At 35.0% G+C, this 26,278-nt stretch carries 25 protein-coding genes and 1 riboswitch; of the genes, 19 read left to right on the forward strand and 6 right to left on the reverse strand.

The window, feature by feature from the left end:
- Positions 1–48: 48 nt before the first annotated feature.
- The 3 genes from prfB (at position 49) to ftsX (ending at position 3,094) form a co-directional block, all read left to right on the forward strand.
- Positions 49–1,146 carry a peptide chain release factor 2 gene (prfB, locus tag MKX45_RS06190; protein WP_128267893.1) on the forward strand — a complete coding sequence of 366 codons (1,098 nt, stop codon included), beginning with the start codon at positions 49–51 and terminating at the stop codon, positions 1,144–1,146.
- Between the two features lie 327 nt (positions 1,147–1,473).
- Entirely contained in the window at positions 1,474–2,166 is a 693-nt protein-coding gene (ftsE, locus tag MKX45_RS06195; RefSeq protein WP_015426249.1) for a cell division ATP-binding protein FtsE, read from the forward strand.
- Positions 2,159–3,094, forward strand: a complete 936-nt coding sequence (gene ftsX / locus MKX45_RS06200) for a permease-like cell division protein FtsX (RefSeq protein ID WP_015426250.1) — start codon at positions 2,159–2,161, stop codon at positions 3,092–3,094. Before ftsE ends, ftsX begins: the two co-directional genes overlap by 8 nt.
- Positions 3,095–3,199: 105 nt before the next feature.
- On the opposite strand, the gene nrdF is transcribed toward ftsX, so the two are convergent.
- From nrdF to plsY, 5 genes are all read right to left on the reverse strand, one after another.
- Entirely contained in the window at positions 3,200–4,177 is a 978-nt protein-coding gene (nrdF, locus tag MKX45_RS06205) for a class 1b ribonucleoside-diphosphate reductase subunit beta (RefSeq protein ID WP_015426251.1), read from the reverse strand.
- A 348-nt stretch (positions 4,178–4,525) separates the two neighbouring features.
- Positions 4,526–6,694 (reverse strand): class 1b ribonucleoside-diphosphate reductase subunit alpha, encoded by a 2,169-nt coding sequence (gene nrdE / locus MKX45_RS06210; RefSeq protein ID WP_340816915.1) that lies wholly within the window; start codon positions 6,692–6,694, stop codon positions 4,526–4,528.
- A 135-nt stretch (positions 6,695–6,829) separates the two neighbouring features.
- Entirely contained in the window at positions 6,830–7,252 is a 423-nt protein-coding gene (gene nrdI / locus MKX45_RS06215) for a class Ib ribonucleoside-diphosphate reductase assembly flavoprotein NrdI (protein WP_003130968.1), read from the reverse strand.
- Position 7,253: 1 nt separating this feature from the next.
- Entirely contained in the window at positions 7,254–7,472 is a 219-nt protein-coding gene (locus MKX45_RS06220) for a redoxin NrdH (RefSeq protein WP_042230256.1), read from the reverse strand.
- Between the two features lie 173 nt (positions 7,473–7,645).
- Positions 7,646–8,284: a glycerol-3-phosphate 1-O-acyltransferase PlsY gene (plsY, locus tag MKX45_RS06225; RefSeq protein WP_012897613.1), complete on the reverse strand. Its 639-nt coding sequence runs from the start codon at positions 8,282–8,284 to the stop codon at positions 7,646–7,648.
- A gap of 275 nt (positions 8,285–8,559) precedes the next feature.
- On the opposite strand from plsY, the gene parE reads away from it, so the two are divergent.
- The 5 genes from parE to parC all read left to right on the forward strand — a co-directional run bounded on the left by parE (position 8,560) and on the right by parC (position 15,259).
- On the forward strand, positions 8,560–10,494 hold the full coding sequence (gene parE, locus MKX45_RS06230) for a DNA topoisomerase IV subunit B (protein WP_128267891.1): 1,935 nt from the start codon (positions 8,560–8,562) through the stop codon (positions 10,492–10,494).
- Positions 10,495–10,683: 189 nt separating this feature from the next.
- The gene (locus MKX45_RS06235) at positions 10,684–11,238 is read left to right on the forward strand and encodes an isochorismatase family cysteine hydrolase (RefSeq protein WP_240664872.1); all 555 of its coding nucleotides are present in this window, start codon (positions 10,684–10,686) and stop codon (positions 11,236–11,238) included.
- Entirely contained in the window at positions 11,231–12,064 is an 834-nt protein-coding gene (locus MKX45_RS06240) for a 3'-5' exonuclease (protein WP_003130976.1), read from the forward strand. The genes MKX45_RS06235 and MKX45_RS06240 overlap by 8 nt, the downstream gene beginning before the upstream one ends.
- Positions 12,061–12,510 carry a GNAT family N-acetyltransferase gene (locus MKX45_RS06245; protein WP_057720653.1) on the forward strand — a complete coding sequence of 150 codons (450 nt, stop codon included), beginning with the start codon at positions 12,061–12,063 and terminating at the stop codon, positions 12,508–12,510. The genes MKX45_RS06240 and MKX45_RS06245 overlap by 4 nt, the downstream gene beginning before the upstream one ends.
- A gap of 274 nt (positions 12,511–12,784) precedes the next feature.
- On the forward strand, positions 12,785–15,259 hold the full coding sequence (gene parC, locus MKX45_RS06250) for a DNA topoisomerase IV subunit A (RefSeq protein ID WP_340816916.1): 2,475 nt from the start codon (positions 12,785–12,787) through the stop codon (positions 15,257–15,259).
- A gap of 24 nt (positions 15,260–15,283) precedes the next feature.
- On the opposite strand, the gene MKX45_RS06255 is transcribed toward parC, so the two are convergent.
- Positions 15,284–16,189 carry a magnesium transporter CorA family protein gene (locus MKX45_RS06255; protein ID WP_003130981.1) on the reverse strand — a complete coding sequence of 302 codons (906 nt, stop codon included), beginning with the start codon at positions 16,187–16,189 and terminating at the stop codon, positions 15,284–15,286.
- 170 nt (positions 16,190–16,359) lie between these two features.
- Positions 16,360–16,476: riboswitch (FMN riboswitch) on the forward strand.
- A 182-nt stretch (positions 16,477–16,658) separates the two neighbouring features.
- On the opposite strand from MKX45_RS06255, the gene ribD reads away from it, so the two are divergent.
- The 11 genes from ribD (at position 16,659) to MKX45_RS06310 (ending at position 26,275) form a co-directional block, all read left to right on the forward strand.
- Positions 16,659–17,747 carry a bifunctional diaminohydroxyphosphoribosylaminopyrimidine deaminase/5-amino-6-(5-phosphoribosylamino)uracil reductase RibD gene (ribD, locus tag MKX45_RS06260; protein WP_015426258.1) on the forward strand — a complete coding sequence of 363 codons (1,089 nt, stop codon included), beginning with the start codon at positions 16,659–16,661 and terminating at the stop codon, positions 17,745–17,747.
- On the forward strand, positions 17,747–18,397 hold the full coding sequence (locus MKX45_RS06265; protein ID WP_340816917.1) for a riboflavin synthase: 651 nt from the start codon (positions 17,747–17,749) through the stop codon (positions 18,395–18,397). The genes ribD and MKX45_RS06265 overlap by 1 nt, the downstream gene beginning before the upstream one ends.
- Positions 18,398–18,405: 8 nt before the next feature.
- On the forward strand, positions 18,406–19,602 hold the full coding sequence (locus tag MKX45_RS06270; RefSeq protein ID WP_340816918.1) for a bifunctional 3,4-dihydroxy-2-butanone-4-phosphate synthase/GTP cyclohydrolase II: 1,197 nt from the start codon (positions 18,406–18,408) through the stop codon (positions 19,600–19,602).
- A 27-nt stretch (positions 19,603–19,629) separates the two neighbouring features.
- Positions 19,630–20,094 carry a 6,7-dimethyl-8-ribityllumazine synthase gene (gene ribH / locus MKX45_RS06275; protein ID WP_015426261.1) on the forward strand — a complete coding sequence of 155 codons (465 nt, stop codon included), beginning with the start codon at positions 19,630–19,632 and terminating at the stop codon, positions 20,092–20,094.
- A 102-nt stretch (positions 20,095–20,196) separates the two neighbouring features.
- Positions 20,197–20,649, forward strand: a complete 453-nt coding sequence (lspA, locus tag MKX45_RS06280) for a signal peptidase II (protein WP_340816919.1) — start codon at positions 20,197–20,199, stop codon at positions 20,647–20,649.
- A 61-nt stretch (positions 20,650–20,710) separates the two neighbouring features.
- Positions 20,711–21,616 (forward strand): RluA family pseudouridine synthase, encoded by a 906-nt coding sequence (locus tag MKX45_RS06285; RefSeq protein ID WP_003130995.1) that lies wholly within the window; start codon positions 20,711–20,713, stop codon positions 21,614–21,616.
- Positions 21,617–21,763: 147 nt separating this feature from the next.
- Positions 21,764–22,207, forward strand: a complete 444-nt coding sequence (locus tag MKX45_RS06290) for a divergent PAP2 family protein (protein WP_015426262.1) — start codon at positions 21,764–21,766, stop codon at positions 22,205–22,207.
- Between the two features lie 139 nt (positions 22,208–22,346).
- Positions 22,347–23,969, forward strand: coding sequence for a glycosyltransferase family 39 protein (locus tag MKX45_RS06295; RefSeq protein ID WP_057720650.1), 1,623 nt, complete (start codon positions 22,347–22,349; stop codon positions 23,967–23,969).
- 2 nt (positions 23,970–23,971) lie between these two features.
- Positions 23,972–24,928, forward strand: a complete 957-nt coding sequence (locus MKX45_RS06300; RefSeq protein ID WP_015426264.1) for a glycosyltransferase family 2 protein — start codon at positions 23,972–23,974, stop codon at positions 24,926–24,928.
- A 125-nt stretch (positions 24,929–25,053) separates the two neighbouring features.
- Positions 25,054–25,740 (forward strand): response regulator transcription factor, encoded by a 687-nt coding sequence (locus MKX45_RS06305; RefSeq protein ID WP_057720649.1) that lies wholly within the window; start codon positions 25,054–25,056, stop codon positions 25,738–25,740.
- A gap of 28 nt (positions 25,741–25,768) precedes the next feature.
- The gene (locus tag MKX45_RS06310) at positions 25,769–26,275 is read left to right on the forward strand and encodes a DUF2127 domain-containing protein (RefSeq protein ID WP_225513343.1); all 507 of its coding nucleotides are present in this window, start codon (positions 25,769–25,771) and stop codon (positions 26,273–26,275) included.
- Positions 26,276–26,278 lie beyond the last annotated feature (3 nt).

Here is a 26,278-nt window from a genome sequence, read left to right on the forward strand (position 1 = left end):
AATAGCTTACTTTAGGCTTATAAGTGGTGAATATGGTATAATGCTACTATGGAATTATCAGAAATTAGAAATTTACTTGAAGGATATGCTGAGAAGATTAATGGCTTTCGGGAATCATTAGATCTTGAGCGTTTGGAAGAAGAAATAGCTCTTTTAGAAAACGATATGGCACAACCTGAATTTTGGAATGATCAAGCAGCGGCTCAAAAAGTGATTGATGAATCAAATGCTTTGAAAGCCAAGTATGACAATTATCAAGCGATGAATAATATGCTTGAGGAAGCGCAAACGATGCTTGAAATGCTTCAAGAAGAAGCTGACGAAGAGATGCAAGCTGAGTTAGAGGAAATGACAATTGCGCTGGGTCAAAAAATTGAATCTTATGAGCTTGAAATTATGCTCAATCAACCTTATGACCATATGAATGCTGTTCTTGAAATTCACCCAGGTTCTGGGGGAACAGAGTCGCAGGACTGGGGCTCAATGTTGATGCGGATGTACACTCGTTGGGGCGAAGCACATGGATTTAAGGTTGAAATTCTCGACTATCAAGACGGAGATGTTGCCGGATTGAAATCAGTTGCCCTTCGATTTGTTGGACGAAATGCTTATGGCTTTTTGCGAGGAGAAAAAGGAGTACATCGTTTAGTACGTATTTCACCTTTTGATTCAGCCAATCGTCGTCATACTTCATTTACCTCAGTTGATGTGATGCCTGAGTTGGACGATTCTATTGAAGTAGATGTTCGTGATGCCGATGTTAAAATGGATACTTTTCGTTCAGGTGGAGCTGGTGGACAAAATGTCAATAAAGTCTCTACTGGTGTGCGTTTGACTCACATCCCAACGGGAATTGTTGTGCAATCTACAATGGATAGAACGCAATATGGTAACCGGGATAAAGCGATGGCTATGTTGAAATCGAAACTCTATCATTTAGAAATGGATAAAAAGCAAGCTGAAGTTGATGAACTTCGTGGCGACCAATCAGAAATTTCTTGGGGAAGTCAAATTCGTTCATACGTATTCATGCCTTATCAATTAGTTAAAGATACGCGTACTGGCTATGAAACTGGACAAATTTCAAATGTGATGGACGGAGAATTGGACGGGTTTATTAATGCTTATCTCCGTTGGAACTTGTAGATTATAAATTAAAGTTTCGTATGTTTGAAACGTTTACGAAACATTAAAGTTATTAATGAAAAGGTTATAAAATAAAAGTGCCACCTAAAGCACTTTTATTTTGATATAATTATAAGAGTTCAATTGATGGATTCATTCTATGAAACTGTCGGTAGGGCTAAAAGTTCTGTTATTTTAGAAAAAAAGAAAAGGTACGTGTGTGCCCGTTTTCTTGTTTTTTGAGAGCAGGATTTAAAAACATCCATAGTGATTAAAAAAATGGATTTTACGGAGGAGTCCTAACGTTTGTTAGGACTTGGAAGAAAAATCTAGCATAGGAAAGGTACTATGAGTATTATAAAATTAAGCAACGTTTCCAAAAAATATTCTAATGGAACAACGGCTTTGCGTAATATCTCGCTTGAAATTGAGCCGGGAGAATTTGCCTATATCGTTGGTCCATCAGGAGCCGGGAAATCGACCTTTATCAAACTACTTTATCGTGAATTAAAGATTGACCGGGGTTCTGGAACAGTTGCGCAATATGATTTATCTAAATTAAAACGTCGTGATGTGCCAATGCTTCGTCGCTCTGTTGGAGTTGTTTTCCAAGACTATAAACTTTTGCCAAAGAAAACTGTTTTTGAAAATATCTCTTACGCCATGGAAGTTATTGGGAAAAGTCCTCGTGAAATTAAAAAACGAGTGAATGAAGTGCTTGACCTTGTTGGTCTGAAACACAAAATTCGTTCATTTCCAAATGAACTCTCAGGTGGGGAACAACAGCGTGTAGCGATTGCTCGTTCAATTGCCAATGCACCAAAAGTATTGATTGCTGATGAACCTACAGGGAACTTAGACCCTGAAAACTCTTGGGAAATCATGAATCTGCTTGAAAAAATTAATCTTCAAGGGACAACCATTTTGATGGCAACCCACAATAGCCAAATCGTTAACACTTTAAAACACCGTGTTATCGCAATTGAAAACGGACGAATTGTCCGCGACCAAGAGGAAGGAGTTTACGGCTACGATGATTAGAAATTTCTTCAAACACCTTTTGGAATCGCTCAAAAACTTAAAACGTAATGGTTGGATGACAGTTGCGGCTGTTTCATCAGTAACAATTACTTTAGTTTTAGTTGGACTTTTCCTTTCAGTTATCTTGAATACTTCAAAAATATCTAATGGGATTGAAAACAATGTTCGGATTGTTGCCTACATGAAATTAGATGTTCATGATCAAGAGACAAAAATTCAAGATCCAAAAGATAATAAAAAAACAATCAATAATCCTGACCACCTTAAAATTTACGACTCAATCAAAAAAGTTCCTAATGTAAAAACAGTTGAATTTTCAAGTAAAGAAGCTCAGTTACAAGAACTAACAAAGGCTTTAGGAAATAACTGGAATCTTTTTAAAGGGGATGCCAACCCACTTTATGATGCTTATATTGTTGAAGCTGATAAACCAGCAAATGTAAAATCAGTCACTTCAAAAATTTCAAAACTTTCAGGAATTGAAAAAGCTACTTATGGTGGCGCCAATACTGCAAAACTGTTCCAAATTGCTCAGGGAATTCGAACTTGGGGAACTGCTGCCGCAGCTTTATTGATTTTCGTTGCTATCTTCTTGATTTCTAACACCATTCGAATTACTATCCTATCAAGACAACGTGAAATTCAAATTATGCGTCTGGTTGGAGCTAAAAATGGTTATATCCGTTGGCCTTTCTTCTTGGAAGGAGCTTGGGTTGGACTTTTAGGTTCAATTATTCCAGGACTTATCGTTGCTTGGGCTTATCGTCTTGCTTTTGTTAGCTTGACACCAAGTCTTCAATCACAAAAACTTGCAATGTTTGCTCCTAAAGAGTTCATTCCTGCAATTGTTGGATTGATGGCCGTGATTGGTATTTTGATTGGTTCATTTGGAGCCCTCTTATCAATGCGTCGTTTCCTTAAAATTTAATAAAAATAAAAGAGAAGTTAAATCTTCTCTTTTTTTTTTGCAAAAAAAAAGCTGTCAGTAAATAAGTTTTTACTTATTTACTGACAGACTCTTAAATTTGTTTAATTAGATATCATAATCTTCATCAGACATGGCTTCTACTTCGCCAAGAAGGTATGAATTACCAACTTGTGAGAAGAAGTCGTGGTTTGATGAAGAAGTTGAAATTCCGTTCATAACCACTGGGTTAACGTCTGCTGCGGTATCAGGGAAAAGTGGATCTTGTCCAAGATTCATCAAAGCTTTATTGGCATTATAACGTAAGAAAGTTAAAACTTCATCAGTCCAACCGACTTTGTCATAAAGTAAACGAGAATATTTTTCTTCATTTTCATAAAGTTGATAAAGCAATTCATACATCCAATCACGGAATTCACCTTGCTCATCTTCAGATAACTCATTAAAACCAAGTTGGAATTTGTAACCAATATAAGTGCCATGAACTGACTCATCGCGAATAATTAATTTAATAATTTCCGCTGAGTTAATCATTTTGTTATTTCCAAGATAGCGTAAAGGGGTATAGAAACCAGAGTAGAAGAGGCAAGTTTCAAGGAAAACAGAAGCCACTTTCTTTTGCAAAGGAGTACCAGATTCATAAATTTTATTGATGATTTCGGCTTTTGTTTGCATATAAACGTTGGTATCTACCCAATTAAAAAGTTCTTCAATTTCTTTTTTCGTGTTTAGAGTTGAAAAAATTGTTGAATAAGACTTTGCATGAACAGATTCCATAAATTGGATATTGTTGAAACAGGCAATTTCTTGAGGTGTTCTTGCATCATGTTTGAGCACTTCAGCACCATCAACAGATTGTAAAGTATCAAGCAATGTCAAACCAGCAAAGGCCTTAGCAAAGGTATCACGTTCCAATTGAGGAAGTTTACGCCAGTCATCTAAATCGTTAGATACAGGAACACGAGTATCTAACCAAAATTGACTTGTTAATTTTTCCCAAGTATATTTGTCAATAGAATCCTCAATAGAATTCCAGTCAATGGCACTGTAATAAGTGGGGACAGTAAGATTTTCAGTTTCAGACATATTTTAAGATATGAGCCTGCTTTAAAAAGGGCAAACTCAATTCCTTTCTCTCATTTATTTACTGACAGAAAATATTGTCAGTATTTTTAGCTTAGTCATAAATTCTGTCAGTAAATTTTCACTTACCAACGAAGCTGTCAGTAAAAGTAGGACTCATTAGACCAAAAACTTTCGATAATTTATCAAAAGTTAATGTCAATAATCGTTTTAGAACATTTCGCAAATGCTTACCCCATTTTCATTCATTGACGATACTTTAATGAATGAAAACAAGTAAGAAAATAGAAAGTCCGTCTTAGCGGCTTCCGTAGAAGCAATAGATGCTTTAGCACCAATGCTTCTGTTGTATTATATAACGCAACTTTCACATTGGTTAGCACCGACTTCTTCTTGGTCGTCAGTAAATGTACGAATGTAGTAAATTGTTTTGATTCCTTTTTTGTAAGCATAGTTACGCAAAATAGACAAGTCACGAGTTGTCATTTTATTATTTGCCACTTTCCATTCATAGAGACCTTCAGGTAAAGTTGAACGCATAAATAAAGTGAGTGACAAACCTTGGTCAACATGTTCTGTAGCAGCTGCATAAACGTCAATTACTGCACGCATATCTGTATCATAAGCTGATTTGTAATAAGGAATTGTTTCAGTGGCAAGTCCAGCAGCTGGATAATAAATTTTCCCAACTTTCTTTTCTTGACGTTCTTCGATGCGATTGACAATTGGGTGAATAGAAGAAGAACAGTCATTGATATAAGAAATAGAACCATTTGGAGCCACTGCCATACGATATGAATTATAGAGTCCAGAAGTTTTTACTGTGTCACGTAAAGCAGTCCAATCCTCAATTGTTGGAACAGCAATCCCTTTGAAAAGTTCTTGAACTTTAGGAGAGACAGCTGCAAAATAATCATGTGTTAAATATTTATCAAAATAAGAACCATCAGCATAGGCAGATTTTTCAAAATTCTTGAAGCTAGACCCTTTTTCAACAGCTAATTTATTTGAAGCCACTAAAGTATAATAGTTCAACAACATGAAATAAACACTAGTAAATTCAACGGCTTCTTTGCTGTCATAATGAATTTGATTTTGTGCTAAGAAAGAATGTAAGCCCATTGCTCCAAGCCCAATCGCATGCATTTCATCATTACCTTTACGAACAGTTGGAACAGTATCGAGGTTTGAAGTTTCGGAGATGAAAGTTAAAGCGCGAACCATTGCTTCAATAGAAGTTCCAAATTCATTGCTAGAAGTCATCATATTCAAAACATTAGTTGAACCCAAGTTACAAGCGACGTCAGTTCCAACCACCTTATAAGTTTGGTCATCGTTCAAAACAGAAGGCGTTTGGACTTGCAAGATTTCAGAACAAAGGTTAGACATTGAAATTACACCATCAACAGGGTTAGCTTGATTGACTGTGTCAACATTTACGATGTAAGGATAACCAGATTCTTGTTGAAGTTTTGAAAGTTCTTGCTCAAGTTCACGGGCATTAATCGGTGTTTTACGAATTTCTGGATTGACCACCATTTTGTCATATTCAGCTGTAATATCGACTTCGGCAAAAGGTTTACCATAATATTTTTCAACAAAATATGGCTCAAAGAGATACATTGTTTCTCCCTTTTTTACCAATTCATAGAATTTATCAGGAACAGTAACCCCAAGAGAAAGTGTTTTAACACGAATTTTTTCATCCGCATTTTCTTTTTTAGTGGACAAGAATTCCATAATATCTGGATGGAATAGTGATAAATAAACAACACCAGCACCTTGACGTTGCCCCAATTGATTGGCATAAGAAAAGGCGTCTTCAAAAAGTTTCATGACAGGAACGACACCAGCTGCCACTCCATCATAACCTTTGATAGGTGCACCAGCAGCACGTAAATTAGTCAAGTTTAGACCAACACCACCACCATTTTTAGAAAGTTGCAAGGCAGAGTTAATTGTTCGTCCAATTGAATTCATATCATCAGTTAATTGTAGAAGAAAACAAGAAACAAATTCACCACGACGCTTACGTCCAGCATTTAGAAAAGTCGGAGTCGCAGGTTGATAACGACGATTAATCATTGCAAAAGCAAGATTATTAGCTAATTTTTCATCGCCGTCAGCCATGTATAAAGCATTCATTAACACACGGTCTTCAAAATCTTCAAGATAGAGAGAACCGTCATTGTTTTTCATGGCATATTGATTATAAAATTTGTAAGCAGCCATAAATGAATCAAAATGAAATTCAAATTTACTCAATTCTTTACGAAGATTGGTAATGAATTCTGGTTTATATTTTTCAAGAAACTCAGCTTCTAGATATTCTTCTTTAACGAGCCAATTGAGTTTATCGATATATGTATCGGCTTCATAACGATTAGGTTCGACATTTTCTTTAAAAAAAGCAGTAATTGCTTTTTTATCTTTAGCAAGAGGAATGCTACCATTAACGGGAATATTAATCTCGTTATTAAGCTTGAAATAAGTTACATCTTTAAGTTGTTTTAGAGACATAAGTGACCTTTCTTAAAGCGTTCAACCATAAAGAACAGAGGGGTGAACTCTAATATTATAATAAGTTCAAACTAATTAATAGAAATAAAAAGTTAAAAATAAAGAGGCTTCACTCAATAGGGTGAAGCCATAAAATCACAGCGGATTTTTGAAGGTGACTTTCGCTCCTTTGTCAAGCTGTGTAGCGAGTTTTTCGACAGCAGCAACATCGGCTGGTGTACCATTAAACTCAAAATCATATAAAAGCGGAATTTGGTATTTTGCAGAAAGTTCTTTAGCAGTAAAAATATAAATACCTGCGAAATTACGATTTCCTGTACCAATAATTCCTAGACAATGTTTATAATTATCATTATAAGCCATAAAGTCAAAAACAGGGTCCATAACATCTATTGATTTGGAAACAGTTGGAGATTCTTCGGCATAACTTGGCGTTATCAAAAGAAAAGGTTCATTCATTTCTATATCATCGTCAGGACTAATTTCGACATTTGGTAAGTTTGTTTTGGAAACAAAGCGACGTGTTTGCCCAGTCACACTGAAATAAGCAAGTTTCATATTAAGCCAACTTTGCTAATTCGCTAGGACGGAAACCAGAGAAGGCAAAGTCATCTTTAGTAATGACAGGTGCAGCACGAAATCCCATTTCAATCACTTTTTCAACAAATTCAGGTTGTTCATCGATATTGATTTCATCGAAGGCAATTTTATGTTCTGAGAGCCATTTTTTGACCATTTTGCATTGCATACAATTGTTTTTAGAATAGACTGTAACCATTTTAAATCTCCTTTGAGGACAAACGTATTTTATTAGTGAGAGTAAAAAGTCTTTGACTTTTTCTCAACTTTTTATAGTCTTATTTTATCGTAAAAAAAATATCTAGTCAAATTAAAGATACTAGATATTGTGTTGAATTATGTAAAATTATAAAAATAACACAACATATTGTGCTATTTTTCTTTTTGTTTTGATAAGTTTAAACCAAATGGGACAAGGGATTCGCAATGATTTTTGATTCTTTTGAGATTTGTTCTATGTCGTAAAATAATAATAATTGCTAAAACAAAAATAATAATTGAGAATAAAAGGTCGTAGGAAGTAAGAATAAATCCGATGCTAGGGAAAATAAGAATTCCCAATAAAGCAAATACAGCACCTATCACACTAGAGAGACTAATCATGCTAAAAAGCCATAGGACAATGATAAAGACAACAAGAAGGTAAATTAAGAAGAGCGGACTAAATCCAAGAATCACACCAGCAGAAGTTGCAACAGCTTTACCACCTTTAAAGCGGTCGAATATTGAAAAAGTATGTCCAATGACAGCAAGAAGACCGAAAATTAGAGGTGAAACACCATTGATATGGAAGAAAAGGGGTAAAAGAGTAGCAAGTGTCCCCTTTAGTAAGTCAAAAGCAAAAACTGAAATTCCTGCCTTTACACCTAGAATTCTAAAAGTATTGGTTGTTCCAGTATTTCCTGAGCCATAGTCATGGAGATTTTTTTTGAAAAAAATCTTGCCAATCCATAAGCCGAATGGAATTGCCCCTAAAAGATAGCTGGCAATGAGAAGAATAATAGTAAGCATAAGTTCTCCGAAGTTTATTTCGTTTAAAATCGATAATCTCTTTTAACTGTACAATTATATCATATTTTTAATAAAGATTACTGACAGTATTGAAACATCTTCACTTACTTTTGGAAAAATTCTTACTATTAGATGAAAAAAATTGTCAGCAGTCCTTTGACAAAGCTTTCTGAACAAGGTACAATAATCAAGATGAATATTTTTTATTAGCTCATTGTGGATAAAAAAATAGTGATTTAGATAGAAGATATAGGCTTTCGATGAGAGGAAAATAAATGGTAATAGATATTAATAACTATGATGACAGTGCGATTCAGGTTCTTGAAGGATTGGATGCTGTCAGAAAACGTCCAGGGATGTATATTGGATCAACTGACGGAACTGGTTTGCACCATTTGGTTTGGGAAATTGTAGATAATGCGGTTGATGAAGCTTTATCTGGCTTCGGTAACAGAATTTCAGTGACCATTAATGCTGATGGTTCTTTATCAGTAGAAGATGAAGGACGGGGAATGCCAGTTGGGAAACACGCCATGGGTATTCCAACTGTGGAAGTAATTTTTACTATTTTGCACGCAGGTGGTAAATTTGGTCAAGGGGGTTATAAAACTTCTGGTGGACTCCATGGTGTTGGATCTTCAGTCGTAAATGCCCTCTCGACTTGGTTAGAAGTTGAAATTACTCGTGACGGGACTGTTTATCGTCAACGTTTTGAAAATGGTGGACATCCAGCGACAACTTTAGAAAAAATTGGGAAAGCACCAAAGTCTAAAACAGGAACTAAAGTTACCTTCATGCCGGATTCTAGCATTTTTTCGACAACAGAATTTAAATATAATATCATTTCAGAACGACTAAATGAGTCTGCTTTTCTTTTAAAAGAAGTGACGATTAGTCTTGAAGATAAACGAACAGATGAAAAAGAAGAATTTCATTATGAAAATGGGGTTCAAGATTTCGTTTCTTATCTTAATGAAGATAAAGACAGTTTGACTACAGTTCTTTATTTTGAAGGAAAACAAGATGGTTTTGAAGTTGAAGTTGCCCTTCAATATAATGATGGCTATTCAGAAAACATTCTTTCATTCGTCAATAATGTCCGAACAAAAGATGGCGGAACGCACGAAGCAGGTTTGAAGACAGCAATTACGAAAGCAATGAATGAATATGCTCGTAAAGTAAATTTACTCAAAGAGAAAGATAAAAACCTCGAGGGTTCGGATTATCGTGAAGGTTTGACAGCCGTCTTGTCAGTTTTAATTCCTGAGGAACATCTCCAATTTGAAGGACAAACCAAAGATAAATTGGGTTCTCCTTTAGCTCGTCCAGTTGTTGATTCTTTGGTTTCTGAGAAACTAAGTTTCTATTTGATGGAAAATGGCGAATTAGCGCAAAATTTGATTCGTAAAGCAATCAAAGCCCGTGAGGCTCGTGAAGCGGCTCGTAAAGCGCGTGAAGATTCACGAAATGGAAAGAAATCTAAAAAAGACAAAGGACTTTTGTCTGGTAAATTAACGCCTGCTCAAACAAAAAATCCAAATAAAAATGAACTTTATTTGGTCGAAGGAGATTCTGCCGGGGGGTCCGCTAAACAAGGACGAGATCGTAAATTCCAAGCCATTTTGCCTTTGCGTGGTAAAGTTATTAACACCGAAAAAGCTAAGATGCAAGATATTCTCAAAAATGAGGAAATCAATACAATGATTTATACCATTGGTGCTGGCGTTGGGGCAGATTTTACCTTGGCTGATCGTAATTATGACAAAATCATTATTATGACCGATGCCGATACTGATGGAGCACATATTCAAACGCTCTTATTGACTTTCTTCTATCGCTATATGAAACCATTGGTTGAAGCGGGTCATGTCTATATTGCCCTTCCACCACTTTATAAAATGAGTGAAGGAAAAGGCAAAAAAGAAAAAATTGAGTATGCTTGGACAGATGGTGAGTTAGCAGAACTTCGCAAGCAATTTGGTAAAAATGCTAATTTGCAACGTTATAAAGGACTTGGAGAAATGAATGCTGACCAACTTTGGGAAACAACAATGGACCCAGAAACTCGGACATTGATTCAAGTGACCATTGATGATGCAGCTCAAGCAGAGAAACGTGTTTCAGTACTGATGGGTGATAAAGTTGAACCTCGTCGTAAATGGATTGAAAATAATGTGAAATTTACAATGGAAGAAGAAACAGTATTCTAAGTTACTTTCTTTAATAATTAACCTCGATTTTTCGAGGTTTTTTACTTTAATTTATGATGTAAGTATCACTATTGCTCACTTTAGGTGTAACAACAAGCCTATTCGTAAGCCAGCAAAGCTAGCAAGAGAAACTTTGTTTCATTTTGTTAGCTATGATATAATGGAAGAAATTCTAAAAGAAGACAAAAAATGAAAAGAGAAAAAATGCAAAAATCAGCTTTAATTATTATTGATTTGCAAGCATTCATTAAAAAATTAGCGAAAGATGCTGTTCCTTATGGCTGGGATAAAATTATTGAAAATAATCGAGCTTTAATTTCTGCATTTGACCAAAAAAATCAGCCAGTTTATATTGTGACTGTTGAACCAAAAATACTTTGGCAATCAGCTAAAAAAGCTTTTTCTCGGATGATTTTGCAAGATGAATTGGATAAAAATCCAAGATTACATCAATTAGTAAAATATGGGCCGTCAGCATTTAAACAATCTGATTATGGCTTAGCTGACGAGTTGAAAAATAATTCTGTCAGTAAAATTTATGTTTCTGGTGTGTCTATGAGTAATGGAGTATTAAAAACAGCCAGAGATGGGGCGGACTTGGGATTTGAAGCGATGATAATTGAAGACGCCTGTGCTGACAGAAAGTTAAAAAACTTCCAGAAAACAAAAACTGACGAAATACCAAAATTTGGGAAATTAATTAAAACAAGAGAAATTATCGAGGAACTGAATAAAAATGTCTGAGAAATATGTCGTATTTGACTTTGAAACTACAGGATTTTCTGCACAAAAAAATGAAATTATTCAAATTGGAGCGGTAAAATATGATGAGAATAATCAAGAGCAAGCTAGATTTAATCAGTTAGTAAAAAATCAACGCTCTTATGTCTCAACTGAAATCACTCAATTGACTGGCATAAAACCAGCTGATTTGTTAAATCAACCAACGATTGAAGAAATTTTACCTGAATTTTTAGACTTCATCAAAGGTCATTTATTAGTGGCTCATAATGCCCCTTTTGATATTTCTTTTCTTTATCAGGCCATTATTGATTGTGCCATTACTGATGTCGAGGCTTTTCGTGTCTATGATACTTTGGCAGAAAGTAAAAAGTTATTAACTATGTCTTCTTATGCTCTAGAAAATTTTAAAGACCTACTAGAAATGAATGATTTACGTTCGCATGACGCGCTCAATGACTGCTTAATCACGGCAAAACTTTATCAATATTTACAGAAAATTGAAGAAGTTGAGCTGTCAGTAGAATCAGAAGTTACTGACGAACTCGGTCAGTTAGATTTATTTGGTGACAGCTCTGATGAAATTACTGACAGCCTTCGCAGAAAGTTAAATTTACCAATCACCAAAGCTTTAGTCTATTATCAGCAAAATCTTGAGCGAAAATGGGAACGATTTGAAGTTCTTGGAATTTCGATTGAACGAGAGTACTCCGTAGGTTCGAGTTTAAATATTCGTTTACATAATTCAGAGAAAGTGAAAATTCATTCTGATTTTCTAAAAGAAATGCAAAAAGCCAATTTCGTGACGATTATGGAGGAAGAAAAATGACAGCAATTTGGAAAGAAAAAAGTTTTAATCAACTTACATTAGATGAAATGTATCAACTTTTAAGCTTGCGTACTGCTGTCTTTGTTGTGGAGCAAAACTGCCCTTATCAAGAGCTTGATGGCAAAGACCAAGTAGCCAAACACCTCTGGTTAGAAAATGAAAATGGTCAACTGATGGCCCTTTGTCGCCTACTTCCCAAAGAGATTTCATTTGCAGAGGCTTCAATTGGGCGTGTCCTTGTCAATCCTGAATTTCGTGGACAAAATTTGGGAAGAGGACTCATTGAAAAAGCCTTAGAAGTCCTTAAAGAAGATGGGGAAGAAGCAGTAACAATTGAAGCACAATATTATTTGCGTGATTTTTATGCTTCATTTGGTTTTGTTGAAAATTCTGAACCCTTTTACGAAGATGGTATTAAACATGTCAATATGATTTTGAAATTCTAAGATGAAATAATTTACTGACAGCTTTGTCAGTAATTTTTTCACTTCAAATTAAGCTGTCAGTAGATTTTAAAGAGATAAACAATCTTATCAATTTTGACCAATAAATAATTTGTAAGTTTTTTTCGTTTTGATTTTGTGGTAGAATAGAAAAAGTGATTTTATATTGTAGAATGCTAAGAGCAGAGAACTGTCAGTAAAAATCAAAGATTCATTTATAAATTAGCAAATAATTAATTAAAAAAGTAAACAAATTTTCTAAAAAGAAAGTTAAAATATGTCAAACATTCAAACCTTACCATTAGAAGATATAATGGGTGACCGATTTGGTCGATATTCAAAATATATCATTCAGGAGCGGGCCCTTCCCGATATCCGTGATGGTTTAAAACCTGTACAGCGCCGTATTCTTTATTCAATGAATAAAGACGGAAACACATTTGATAAGTCTTATCGTAAATCAGCGAAATCAGTCGGAAATGTCATGGGTAATTTCCACCCACATGGAGATAGCTCAATCTATGAAGCGATGATTCGGATGAGTCAAGACTGGAAAATGGGCGAACCTTTAATCGAAATGCATGGTAATAATGGTTCAATGGATGGTGACCCACCAGCCGCTATGCGTTATACTGAAGCCCGTCTTTCAGAAATTTCAGGCTATCTTTTAGCAGATATTGAGAAAGATACAGTAAGTCAAGCTTGGAACTTTGATGATACTGAGAAAGAACCAACAGTTTTACCAGCAGCCTTCCCAAATCTTTTAGTCAATGGCTCAACCGGGATTTCAGCTGGTTATGCGACAGATATTCCACCTCACAATTTGGGGGAAGTCATTGATGCAACCATTCATATGATTGACCATCCTAAAGCTGATGTAGAAAAAATCATGGAATTCTTACCAGGACCAGATTTTCCTACTGGTGGGATTATTCAAGGAAAAGGCGAAATCAGAAAAGCTTACAAAAAAGGAAAAGGGCGCATTGTTGTTCGTTCAAAAGTCGATATTGAACCAATGAAAGGCGGGCGAGAGCAACTTATTGTTACTGAAATTCCTTTTGAGCTCAATAAAGCAAACTTAGTCAAGAAAATTGACGATGTTCGTGTCAATGCTAAAGTGCCCGGAATTGCAGAAGTCAGAGATGAGTCAGACCGTGAAGGGCTTCGGATTGCAATTGAATTAAAGAAAGAAGCTGATAGCCGGCTTGTTTTGAATTACTTGTTTAAAAATACTGATTTACAAGTGAATTATAACTTCAACATGGTCGCAATTGATAATATGACTCCTGTTCAAACCGGTGTCTTACAAATGCTCCGCTCTTATGTCAAACACCGTGAAGATGTTATCGTTAAACGTTCGCAGTTTGATTTAAATAAAGCAGAAAAAAGACTTCATATTGTTGAAGGTTTGATTCGCATGGTTTCTATTTTAGATGAAGTGGTAGCAACGATTCGTGCTTCAGAAAATAAAGCAGATGCCAAAGAAAATATCAAAGTTTCATTTGGATTTACCGAAGAGCAAGCCGAAGCCATTGTTACTTTACAACTTTATCGTTTGACCAATACTGATATTGTCACTCTACAAAATGAACAAGCTGAATTAGAGCAAAAAATTCTTGAACTTAAAGCGATTATCAATGATGAACGTACCTTGTTTAACTTAATGAAACGCGAACTTCGTGAAGTTAAGAAAAAATTTGCCAAACCACGCCGTAGCGAATTACAAGATGAAGTTCAAACTATTGAAATTGAAGCGAGCGAATTGATTGTGGCAGAAGACACGGTAGTTTCAGTAACTCGTTCAGGTTATATCAAGCGAACTTCACCACGTTCATTTGCTTCATCAGCCCTTGAAGAAGTTGGTAAACGTGATGATGACGAGCTTCTTTACTATGCCAATGCTAAAACAACTCAACATCTCTTGCTTTTCACAAATCTCGGAAATGTCATTTATCGCCCAATTCATGAACTTTCGGATGTTCGTTGGAAAGACATTGGTGAGCATCTATCCCAAAGTCTCTCCAATTTTTCAGCCGATGAGAAAGTAATTTTTGTTCAGATTGTGGATGAATTTGCTGGTGAAAATCTAGTTGTTGTCACAAAAAATGGACAAATAAAGCAAATCGAACGTGAAAGTTTCTCCCCTTGGCGTACCTATCGTTCAAAATCTACTCCATATGCTAAACTTAAGGGAGAAGATGATGAAATTGTTTTAATCACCCCAGTACAATTTGCAGACCTTATGCTTATTTCTGAAAATGGCTATGCCCTTCGCTTTAATCTTGATGACGTCCCAGTTCTGGGTGCTAGAGCTGCAGGAGTCAAGGCCATGAATCTCAAAAATGGTGATAAAATTAAGTCCGCCTTCTTTGTTAACTCAAATAGTTGGTACCTTTTGACTCAACGGGCATTTATCAAACGTGTCAAGACGGATGATATTCCGGCTACCTCACGTGCTAACCGTGGCCTTCAAGTACTACGAACCTTGAAGACAAATAATCATACCGTCTTTGCAGCCGGCTTAATCAATTCAACTGCTGATTTATCAGCGCTAACAGAGGAATTAGATTTGTTCAGTCAAGCTAAAGCACCAGCGACAAAAGAAACTGATGAACAAGTATTAGAAGTTATCAGTGAGACTGGTAAGAAATACGATATCAATTTGTGCGATTTATCATTATCAGATCGAACAAGCAATGGACATCCAATTGCTGATGATCTTGAAAAAATTGCAAGCGTAAAAATAAAATAAAAAAATCAGCTTTGGCTGATTTTTTTATTGTCTTCGACCAATAATATAACGAAAGAGTGCCGCATAAAGTAGCCAAAGAATAATACAAGCACCAATAATCCAAACCCAAGCATCTTTTTGGTTAGTAAGTGGAAGTGGTACATTCATTCCAAAAAAACCAGTGATGACTGCTAATCCTGCCAAAAGTACAGAAACAATTGTCAAAGTTGTCATATTATCATTCAAATTATTATTAAGGACATTATTATAAGTTCCTGCTAATTGTTCAAGAATTTGAGCATTAAGGTGTGTCATACTGGCAAGCTGTTGTGCTTCGATAATTGCATCTTCAAGCTGCTCTTTTTCAGTTTCATTGAACTGTCTGTAAATACTTTTTGTTTTAAGTTGTTCAAGTAGTAGAGTATTTTGGTTGGCACTAGATACAATATACAGCATTCCCGTTTCAATATCAGAAAGGGCCAACAAATTTTTCTTTGTTGTTTTTTCACGCAACTTTTGATTAATTTCTTCTTTTGATTTATCAATTTGTTCTAAGTAAGGAAAGAAAGCCTCTGAAATCAAAAATAAACTGATGAAAAGAAGATGATAAACTGTTTCTGGTTCATTTTGAAAACAATATTTTTTAATTTGATTAATTAAATATTCATTTTCTGGATGATAAAGAGTAATTAATCGATTTTTTTGTGCTACAAAAGTAATGGGAACCGTCTTATAATGAACTTCTGAATTGAGTAAATCCAGACTATTGAAAATCAGTACAAAGTCTTGACTATCAGGGATGAACTCCGTGTGAGGACGTTCATTTTTATCTTCGGCATATTGAAGCGTTTCTAAGTCAATACCATAAGTAGCAAGTTCAGAAGTATTTCTAAGGTCTTCGACATTAAAAGAAAGCCAAGTGAGTTGAGGGTTTATTTTTATTTCTTGCATGATAAGATATCCTATGTTCTAATAGAGCCATTTTAGCAAAATTGTAATTTTTGAGCAAATAAATAGGCGAAAACTATTAGTAACTAACTTGAGAAATTGCTATTTTAAAGAATACGTTTTTATTTCTTGACAATCTTTAAATTTAAATGCTATACTTTAGCTACAATTGAATAAATCTTCAGGGCAGGGTGTAATTCCCTACCGGCGGTATAGCCCGCGAGCTGCTTGCAGCATGATTCGGTGAAACTCCGAGGCCGACAGTATAGTCTGGATGAAAGAAGATAATAAAACCATAATACTCTAGTCAGTATTATGTCTATTTAGCCTAAAACTCTGGAGTGAATTTAAATAATTCACTCCATTTTTGGTTTTTTGAGCTGCATTTTTGCTCGAAAAAAAATAGAAAATTTATCAAAAGACCCTGAAATTTTATTTTAGGGTCTTATTTTTTATTAGAAAGGATGAATAGATGAAAAAAGACGAATACTACATGGATTTAGCAATTGTACTTGCAAAAAAAGGAGGTGGTAATGTCAACCCTAACCCTCAAGTAGGAGCCCTTATTGTCAAAGAAGGGAGAATTATTGGTCAAGGCTATCATGAAAAATATGGGGAAGCTCACGCGGAAATCAATGCTTTTAAGGATTGTAACGAATCTCCCGAAGGAGCCACGCTTTATGTGACCTTAGAGCCTTGTGCGCATCAGGGAAAACAACCCCCTTGTTTTGAAGCGATTATAAAAAATAGAATTAAGCGTGTTGTTATCGGGCATTTAGACCCCAATCCCTTGGTTTCAGGAAAAGGAATTAAAGCAATGAGAGAAGCTGGAATTGAAGTTTCTATCAAAGTCTTAGAAAAAGAATGTGAAGAATTAAATAAAATTTTCTTTTATTATGTTAGTCAAGGGCTTCCCTATGTCATGATGAAGTATGCAATGACTTTAGACGGAAAAATTGCGACATCAGCAGGTCAATCAAAATGGATTACAGGTGAAATTGCAAGAGAGAAAGTACATCAAGACCGTTCACGTTTTATGGCAATTATGATTGGTGTTGAAACACTTATTTTAGATGATCCACAACTCTCTGTCAGGTTGGAAAATGGAAAAAATCCGATAAGAATCATTTGTGATACTCATTTAAGAAGTCCTTTAACTTCCAAGATTGTTTCTACAGCTACTGAAATTCCAACGATTATTGCTACAGCTGAGTCTGACCCCGAAAAACAAGCTCCCTTTCTTAAAGTGGGTTGTGAAATTATCTTAGTTTCTTGCCTAGAAGGAAGATTGAATTTGAAAGAATTGACCAAAAAGTTAGGAGAAAAGGGGATTGACAGTATCATCTTGGAAGGTGGAGGGACATTAAATGCTTCGGCATTAAAAGCAGGGATAGTCCAAAAAGTTCAAACTTATATTGCCCCTAAAATATTTGGTGGAAAAGAAGCACCAAGTCCAGTTGAAGGACATGGAATCGAGCAACCCAATCAAGCCTATCTCCTAAAAAGTCCTCAAATAACCCATCTAGGAGAAGATATTTTATTAGAAAGTGAGCTTCTTTAATGTTTACAGGAATAATTGAAGAAATAGGGGAAGTGAGTCGCCTGCAAAAAAGAGAAAAATCCTCCAAAATTAGTATCCGTGCTTCCTTGATTTTAGAGGATATGAAACTTGGAGATTCTATTTCAACAAATGGTTTATGCCTGACCGTTTCTGAATTTAATCAAAAAGAATTTATGGCTGATATTATGCCTGAAAGTCTAAATCGTTCAAATCTTGGGACCTTAAATGTGGGCGCCAAAGTTAACTTAGAACGAGCGATGCCATTAAATGGCCGATTTGGTGGGCATATTGTGTCAGGACATATTGATGGAGTTGGCCAGATTTTAGAAGTAAAAAAAGAAGAAAATGCCATCTGGTTTGAAATCAAAACGAGCTTAAATTTAATGAGATACATCGTCGAAAAAGGCTCAATTACGATTGATGGGATTAGTCTTACAGTTGCTCAGGTTAAGTCGAAATCTTTTAGTGTTTCTATTATTCCACATACGCTCAAAGAGACGATAATTGCAGATAAAAAAGTGGGTGATACTGTTAATTTAGAAAATGATATTTTGGGGAAATATATAGAAAAATTATGGGGCGATAGTAGTTCTTCGATGAAAGAATCTTCATTAACTAAAGAAAAACTACTTAACAACGGATTTTTATAGGAGATAAAATGTTCCAATATAATAAAGTAGAAGAAGCACTTGCTGCACTTAAAGCAGGGGAAATGATTATCGTTAGTGACGATGAAAATAGAGAAAATGAGGGCGACCTTATCTGTGCGGCCGAATATATCAGTCCAGAAATAATTAATTTTATGGCAAGTGAGGCCAAAGGATTGATTTGCGCACCACTCAGTGAAACTTATGCTAAGAATTTACAATTAGAGGCAATGGTAGAGAAAAATACAGATAATCATGGAACAGCTTTTACAGTTTCGGTTGATCATATTGAAACTAGCACAGGAATTTCGGCTTTTGAACGGGCCTTAACCATAAAAAAACTTGTTGATGCCGAGAGTTTACCAAGTGATTTTCGTAGACCAGGTCATGTATTTCCGCTTATTGCCAAGAAAAATGGTCTTTTAGAGCGAAATGGTCATACTGAGGCTACGGTTGACTTGTTGCGTCTGGCTGGTTTAAAAGAAGTAGGTGTCTGCGTTGAAATAATGGACGAAGATGGAACAATGATGCGTAAGGAGAAACTGAAGGAAAAAGCGCAAGAGTGGGGCTTGAAATATATCAAAATTAAAGCTATTCAAGAGTATCTTAAGCAAAATGAACTGCAAGTAGAGCAAGTGACTAGAGCCAAGCTACCAACGAAATATGGTATGTTTGATATTTTAGGATTTGTCAATAAAATAAATGGTGAGCACCATGTTGCTTTAGTTAAAGGAGATATTGGTAACGGTCAAGCTATTCTTTGCCGCATTCACTCAGAATGCTTAACTGGTGATGCTTTTGGTTCTTTGAAATGTGACTGCGGTGAACAATTAGAAGAGGCATTAAAAAAAATAAATGATGAGGGGCGTGGCGTGCTTTTATATCTTCGACAAGAAGGACGTGGAATTGGTTTGATTAATAAACTTCGTGCCTACTCACTTCAAGATGAAGGACTTGATACAGTTGAAGCTAATTTAGCTTTGGGATTTGAAGAAGATGAGCGAGAATATTCGATTGGAGCACAAATTCTAAAAATAATTGGGGTGAAATCATTAAAATTAATGACTAATAATCCGCAAAAGATTAATGATTTTCAAAAATATGGTCTAGTAGTTGAAGAAAGAGTAGCTCTCCAAATCAAAGATAACCCTTTTGACCGTGATTATTTAAAAGTAAAACAAAATAAAATGGGACATTTGTTTGACTAAAGTAAAATAGAAAGTAAGGATAGAAATATGACAATTATTGAAGGAAATTTAAGAACAGAGAATGCAAAATATGGGATTGTAGTTGCTCGATTTAATGAATTTATCAATGCAAAACTTTTGTCAGGAGCATTAGATGCACTCAAAAGACATGGAGTCCAGGAAGAAGAAATTGATATAGCATGGGTTCCTGGGGCTTTTGAAATTCCCCTTGTTGCCAAAAAAATGGCGACTTCCAATAAATATGAAGCAATTATATGTTTAGGGACTGTCATCAGAGGCTCAACTTCTCATTATGATTTTGTTTGTAATGAAGTTTCTAAGGGGATTGCTCATGTTTCCTTAAACTCTAATATTCCGGTCATGTTTGGTGTGCTAACAACTGAAAATATCGAACAAGCCATTGAGCGTGCAGGCACAAAAGCTGGAAATAAAGGTTTTGAAGTAGCGGTTGGAGCAATTGAAATGGTTGATTTGATGAGAAAGATTGGCTAATTTATCTATAAGTGCATTTATTTAAATGCGCTTTTTATTTTGAAATAGGATAAAAACTGTTCTAGCGAGCTATCAGATTGCGAAATATGCTATAATTAAAGCATGAAAAAACTACTGTCACTTGTTATTATCGTTGTTGGAATTGTTGCTGACCAAATTTTTAAAAATTGGATTGTTGCTAATATTCAGCTTGGAGATACAGAAAAAATTTGGCTTAATGTTCTTAGTTTAACTTATATCAAAAATGATGGAGCAGCTTGGTCTTCATTTTCAGGTCAACAATGGTTTTTCCTTGTCTTAACACCGATCGTCTTAGTTGTTGCCCTTTGGTTTTTATGGAAAAAAATGGCACAAAACTGGTATTTTATTGGATTAACTTTAATTATTGCGGGAGCTTTGGGAAATTTTATTGACCGAATTCGTCAAGGATTTGTTGTTGATATGTTCCAAACTGAATTTATTAATTTTCCAATTTTTAATATTGCGGATATCTTATTATCTGTTGGTTTTGTTCTTCTTTTCATTGCAATTTTGACAGACAAAGAAACAAAATAAATCGATTAAAAAATCACTGACAGAAATTTTTATTTAACATTTATAAAAAGGAAAAAAATACTTGCCTATCATAAAAATTAACGAAGAAAACAAAGGCTTACGTCTTGACAAGGCGCTTGCCAATCAAACAGAATATTCACGAAGTTTACTGACAGAACTTATCAAAAATGATAAAGTGTTTGTTAACAGTGAAGCCAAAAAAGCAAAGTATAAAGTAAAAGTAGGGGACAGGATTGAATTTGAAGTTCCAGAAGCGGAAGTTCTTGATATCGTTGCTGAAGATTTGCCGCTAGAAATCATTTATGAAGATTCAGATGTTGCAGTAGTAAATAAACCTCAAGGAATGGTAGTTCATCCCGCAGCCGGTCATGCTTCAGGGACATTGGTTAATGCAATTATGTATCATATCAAAGATCTTTCAAGCATTAATGGTGTAATTCGTCCAGGAATTGTGCATCGTATTGATAAGGATACGAGTGGCCTTTTGATGATTGCTAAAAATGATAAAGCACACGAAAGTTTGGCAGCACAATTAAAAGATAAGACGAGCAAACGTCGTTATTTAGCGATTGTCCATGGTGAAATTGCTAATGATAAAGGGACCATTGAAGCGCCAATTGGTCGTAATCTTAAAGATCGCAAAAAACAAGCCGTAGTTTCTGGCGGAAAACCAGCCGTGACTCATTTTGAGGTTTTAGAACGATTTTATGGCTATACTTTGATTGCATTACGCTTGGAAACTGGGCGTACACATCAGATTCGTGTACATATGAATTACATTGGTCATCCTGTGGCTGGTGATCCACTCTATGGACCGAATAAAACATTGACACCTAATAAAGGGCAATTTTTGCATGCTGAAACATTAGGTTTTGACCATCCAACAACTGGTGAATTTATGGAATTCCAAGTTGATGCACCTGAGATATTCAATGAACAATTAGAAAAGCTTAGAGAACAAGTTTAAACTTGTTCTTTTTTGTATTTAAAATTGAACTATATTTACTGACAGACTTTCTGTATTTGTCAGCAAATCAGACATCAATAAAAGATAGATGATGTATAATAGAGTTACTGATAGTTAGTAGGTTTTTATTAGTAAAAGGAGACTATTATGAACTTTTTTAATCAGATTTTTCATAATCAAATTTTAATGACAGCCATTGTGAGTTGGGCTCTGGCTCAGTTAATTAAAATAATTATCGAACTTATTCGGACACATCGTATTAATTGGCAATTAATTTTTGCAACTGGCGGGATGCCTAGTTCTCATAGTTCATTGGTTGTTGCTTTGGCAACGGCTACTGGATTGAAACAAGGATTTGATTCATCGCTTTTTGCTATTGCTACTGTTTTAGCCTTCGTCGTTTTATATGATGCCCAAGGTATTAGAAGACAGGCAGGAAATCAAGCCAGAATTATCAATCGGATGTTACAAAATGTCGAAAATGCCGGAATCAAAGTAGACAAAAATTTAAAAGAATTATTGGGGCATACACCAATTCAAGTGATGGGTGGAACAATTTTAGGAATAATAGTTGCTTTAGTAATGAATTAAGAAAAAATTCTGTTGCAATTAGAGTCGTAAGCGTTAACTATAGTGTAGTTTATAAATGTGAAGTAAAAAATGAGAAATTATCATCTAAAAATTAAGGTTATTGTAAGAAACAAAAGCCAAGCTATGGTAAAATGGTAATATGAATAATATTGTATTTATTAAGTATAAAAAAGGATTCTGTCTTGCCTTAATGATAGGACTCTTTCTTTTAATTAACGGGATTGCCATTTCTTTGACGCAAGTGTGGAATGCAGATCACATCATTGCGCTTTTGTTAGGAAATATTCTTTTAATAGCAGCCTATTTTTATTTTGTTGGAATTTATAAATTATCAAAAAAACTTTTTGACTCGAAGGATAAAAATGAAACTACTGGCAAGTCTGTCAGTAAAATTGAGTTACTGACAGACTTGTCAGTAACAAAATATTATCGAATAAGCTTTTGGGTAGTAGCTTTGTTAACTTTTAGTTTGCCGTTTCTTTTTATGATTCATGTGCCTGATAGTAAGCATGCTTGGGACTATTTCGTTATATTTAATTCTACGACAGAACTCCATGGTCAATCTTTTGGACTGTTACCTGAAACTGCTTCGCGTTTAGGATATTTTCTTCGTTATCCAAATAATCAATTTTTAGGGATTTTATTCAATCAAGTTTTCTCTCCTTTTGCAGGAAGTGTTGAACTAAAAATGTGGGTTGTGACAGCAGTGTCTGCACTATTGACAAGTCTCGGAGTTTTAGCTGGAACCTTAGGTGTTAAGGCTTTAAGCGGGAAAAGACATGCGCTCTTATACAATATTTGTGCCCTTGGGTTCTTACCTTTTTACGTTTATGGTGCACAACTTTATAGTGATACGATTACACTTCCTTTTGTATCCTTTAGTTTGTTGTTCTTTATTTATGCCATTAAATCACAAAAAATAACTCAACAAGTTCTATGGTATTTTTTGGCAACATTGTTGGCAGTTATAGGTTATGAATTTAAGCCAACGGTGTTAATTGTGCTTATTGCTGCTTTGATTTTCCTTGGACTTAATAAAAAATGGAAACAACTTTTGCTTTTACTTCCAATGTTTGCTATTTTATTTGTTGGTGGACATTTCATGGTTGAAGCAACTATTGCGACCGAGCCAGCCTTTTCTCAAGAGGCTAATGAACGTCGTAATCTTCCGATGATGCACTGGATTGCTATGTCTTGGTCGCCAACTAATAAAACGGGTGGATTCAATAAGAAAGTGAGACTCTATTCTGAATCTTTCCCAACTTATGAAGCGAAAAAAGAGGCCGACAAACAACTCTTCATAGATAATCTTAAGAAGATGGGACCTGTCGGAGTTGTGCGACAAATTGGACGTAAGTTGGCCTATACTTGGCTATATGGTGATTTGAACAGTTCGTTTTATACTTATCATCATGAAAATAAATTTATTAATCGTTACTTTGATTATTTATCAGGAACCTCATTTTCTTTGGATGGCCCTGGTAATATAACAGGTTGGTTTATGCTAAAGGCTGTTCAAACCCTTTATTGGATTGGCCTAGTTGTTTTGCTGTGGCGTCAAATCTGGCGAATTTTAATCAGCAAGAGAAATTGGTCAAATCCCTGGTTTATTCCAGCTTTGGCCTTTGTTGGATTGAGTTTTTTCCTTATTCTATGGGAAACAAATTCACGTTACCTTTATCAATTTGCCCCTGTTATGATTGCTTTAGCAAGTTTAGGTTTAATAGAAAAGCAGTTTAAAAAGAAAAAAATTAAGGAGTGAATATGACTAAGATTCTTTATATGGTCGTGCCATGTTACAATGAAGAACTGGTACTTGATGAAACTTCCGAACGTCTCAAGGCTAAATATGAACAATTGATTTCAAATAATATTATTAGTCCAAAAAGTAGAGTTGTCTATGTTAATGATGGATCAAAAGATAAGACTTGGGAAAAAATTCAAGAAAAACATAATGAAAATCCGATGTTTAGTGGGATTAATCTCTCAAGAAATCGAGGACATCAAAATGCTTTGCTCGCTGGTTTAATGACCGTGAGAAATTTAGCAGATTGTGTTATTTCAATGGATGCAGATTTGCAAGATGATATTAATGCAATTGATGAAATGCTTGAAAAATTTGAAAATGAGAACTGTGATATCGTTTATGGTGTACGGGATAATCGGGACACTGATACAGTTTTCAAAAGAAGAACCGCTGGAGCTTTTTATAAATTAATGCAAGGTTTGGGGAGCCAAAGTGTTCCTAATCATGCTGATTTTCGTTTAATGAGTCGCCGTGCCCTTGACGGTTTAGCTCAATTTCCTGAACAAAATCTCTTCTTAAGAGGAATGGTTCCTTTGGTTGGCTATAAATCTGATATCGTTTATTATAAACGTGGAGAACGTTTTGCCGGTGAAAGTAAGTATCCTTTGAAAAAAATGATTAGTTTTGCGCTGGATGGAATTACTTCAACATCAGCTGCACCGATGCGTTTGATTTTTTGGATTGGTTTAATTTGGTTTTTGCTAGCTATTGTAGGAGCAATTTATATTATTGCTCGCCATTTTATTAATGGTTCTGACGTTGCAGGTTGGGCTTCGACAATGTTGGCAATTGTTGGATTTGGTGGGGCTAATCTATTAGCTCTAGGTGTAATTGGTGAATATATCGGAAAAATCTTCTTGGAAGTTAAACAACGTCCTCGTTATTTGATTGAAGACTTCATTAACGAAGATTAAAAATGATAAATTATCATTAATTATTCAGAAAAACCGTATGGTTTTTTTGTTTTATGCTTGTTATAATGAGCAAGTAAATAAAAATTTTTGATTACATTTGCATTTATAGAAAGGCGAGGTGCCAAATGAGCTACCATGTTTTGATTGTTGAAGACGAACCGAGTCTCTCTGATTATGTCAAAAAAGAGTTGATTTTTGAAGATTATCAAGTTTCAACCGCTTTTGATGCTCTTTCTGCTTTGGAAATATTTGAAACTGCTAAGCCTGCTATTGATGTTGTTTTGCTTGATTGGATGATCCCAAAATTAGATGGCTTGACAGTATTACGTCGAATGAAAAAAATTCAGCCTGATACACCAATTATCTTCTTGACGGCGCGTGATTATATTGGAGATAAAGTCGCCGGTCTTGATGCAGGAGCAGATGATTATATTACTAAACCTTTTGAAATTGAGGAGCTATTGGCTCGGCTGAGGTTGATTTTTAGGAAATGGTCAAATTCTTCTTCCAAGGTCTATGAACTTGATTACTTAAAAGTTGATTTAAGTGCTCATACAACAGAAGTGGCTGGTAAAACAGTCAATTTAACTCAAAGAGAATTTTCTTTGTTAAGCTATTTTTTAGAACATCGTGGTATAGTGATAAGTCGAGCAGATATTTTGGATGATGTATGGGGCATGGATTTTGATGGTCAGGAAAATACCGTGGATGCTTATGTTCGTTACCTTCGTGCTAAAATTGATTTGCCAAATCATAAATCTCTCATTGAAACCGTTCGTGGTATAGGTTATCGTTTAAATAACGAAAACTGAGAGAGGAAAAGAGGTAGCCTTGAATAAAGTGAAAAATAAAGAAGAATTATTAGATGTTAGTTTTAACACAATGCTTCTGGGTAAAAGTATTTTTGCTTTTGTTGAATTTATATCAGGTTTACTTTTAATCTTTGTTCCACTTGATTTAATTAAAGCAACTATTCACCATCTTGCACTGGCTATTTCTCTAAGCCCGCTCTCTACGATGATTACAAATGCAGGAGAAAGACTGACCAATGATGCTACTTTATTTGCTATTGTATATTTACTTTTACATGGTGCACTAAAGTTGGTGACGTTGGCTCTGCTCTGGAAAAAGATTCTATGGTCATACCCCTTATCAATATTACTTTTAGTTAGTTTTATTCTTTATCAAATCTTTGAATTTTTTAATCATGGGTCAATTTCAATGCTCGTTTTATGTGCAGTTGACGTATTGATGATTATTTTAACCTTATTAGAATACCGTAAGTTAAAAGCACATATTTCAAAAGAGGGCTCATACTCTTCCTTAAAAAATAGTAAAGTAAATTAGCGA

It is taken from the genome of Lactococcus sp. FSL W8-0209 (assembly GCF_038006585.1).
GTDB classification, from domain to species: domain Bacteria; phylum Bacillota; class Bacilli; order Lactobacillales; family Streptococcaceae; genus Lactococcus; species Lactococcus lactis.